Here is a 1,318-nt window from a genome sequence, read left to right on the forward strand (position 1 = left end):
ACCCCCCCCGCCGGCCCGGGGGGGGGAGGTCGACCCCCACCCCGGACACCACGACGGCCGCCAGCTGGCCCCCTAACACGTGTCCCCCCCCCGCCCGCCCCGCGCGAACGGGCTTCGCGCGGGACGAGCGTAACCCGGGCGGGCGACGCCGGTCGGTGGTCTTCGAGGATCTCCCCGGCTCCTCGCCAGGGAGGGGCGGCCTACCGCCGCCCGGCCTTCGTCACTGCCCGAGGAGTCGGGCGAAGTCCAGTCCGAGGCTGCCGAGCACGGGCAGTGCGCCGAGGTCGGTCACGCCGGCGACCGGGATGCTGTAGCCCTGGTTCACCTCGCGGGGTGCGGCCGCCGAGGGTGCTGCAGCCGAGGGCGAGGCGAGCGCCGGGGTCAGGACGGCGCCGAGGAGCAGGGCGGCGAGTGCGGTGCGCATGGGACGGTCCTCCGGAGCGGGCGGGCTGACAGGGGTGACGGTCTGTCAACGCCCGCCGGGGAGGGGCGGTCACGCATCTTCGCTCCTTCGGATGCATTGGTAAAGCTCCCTGACTTGTGTTCATGACAACAGCGGAGAGGTCTGGACCAGGTGGAGGGGGAGCGCATAAATTCCCCTCATCCGGGCGGTCGCGGGCGAGAAGTTCCGCCGAACTGTGCTGCAGGCGCGGCGACTTATGTCTGTCATGCCCATGGCTGCCACAACGGCTCCATCGAACCGGAGGGAACGAACCATGCGCGCCATCGGCAAGAACCTCAGGATCCTCGCGGGCGCCCCGCTCGCCGCAGCCGCTCTGCTCGCCCTCACGGCCGGCTCCGCCAGCGCCGCGATACCGATCAACAAGCCCATGACCGGCAAGGCCACCTACTACAACGACGCCGGCTACGGCGCCTGCGGCACGCAGATCAACGCGGCCACCCAGATGTTGGTCGCCGTCCCGCGCAGCTGGTGGACCTCCGCCAACCCCAACAACGACCCGCTCTGCAAGGGCATCTCGGTCAAGGTGACGTACCAGGGCAAGACCATCACCGTCCCGGTGAAGGACCAGTGCCCTTCCTGCGACGCCACCCACATCGATCTCAGCCAGCCGGCGTTCGCCAGGCTGGCCCCGCTCGACAAGGGCGTCATCAACGGCCTCACCTGGCAGTTCGTCAAGGCCGGTCTGAACGGCAAGGCGGTCGAACTCTCCGAACCGGTCACCGCCTCGACCATCGGCTGAGGCCGCCCGCTACCGCGCTGCCCGCCTCCGCCTCCGCCTCCGCCCTCACCGTCGGCATGGGGAACAAGGGCCCGGCGTCGATCATGGACCGCAGCGGCGGCGAGGGCGCTCCCCAC

General features: G+C 71.1%; 2 protein-coding genes. One reads left to right on the forward strand and one right to left on the reverse strand.

All coding sequences use genetic code 11. The features are described from left to right. Nucleotides 1–220 precede the first annotated feature (220 nt). On the reverse strand, nt 221–424 hold the full coding sequence (locus ABT247_RS33490; protein ID WP_350750380.1) for a hypothetical protein: 204 nt from the start codon (nt 422–424) through the stop codon (nt 221–223). A 292-nt stretch (nt 425–716) separates the two neighbouring features. On the opposite strand from ABT247_RS33490, the gene ABT247_RS33495 reads away from it, so the two are divergent. After that, nucleotides 717–1,202 (forward strand): cysteine/serine endopeptidase inhibitor, encoded by a 486-nt coding sequence (locus ABT247_RS33495; RefSeq protein WP_350750382.1) that lies wholly within the window; start codon nt 717–719, stop codon nt 1,200–1,202. The last annotated feature ends 116 nt before the right edge of the window (nt 1,203–1,318 follow it).

Origin of the sequence: Kitasatospora sp. NPDC001539 (genome assembly GCF_040298565.1) — a bacterium.
Lineage (GTDB): Bacteria > Actinomycetota > Actinomycetes > Streptomycetales > Streptomycetaceae > Kitasatospora.

What these genes read in the sequence shown, in the direction of transcription:
- ABT247_RS33490 (WP_350750380.1), bottom strand. Translation starts at nt 424, where the DNA reads ATGCGCACCGCACTCGCCGCCCTGCTCCTCGGCGCCGTCCTGACCCCG.
- ABT247_RS33495 (WP_350750382.1), top strand. Translation starts at nt 717, where the DNA reads ATGCGCGCCATCGGCAAGAACCTCAGGATCCTCGCGGGCGCCCCGCTC.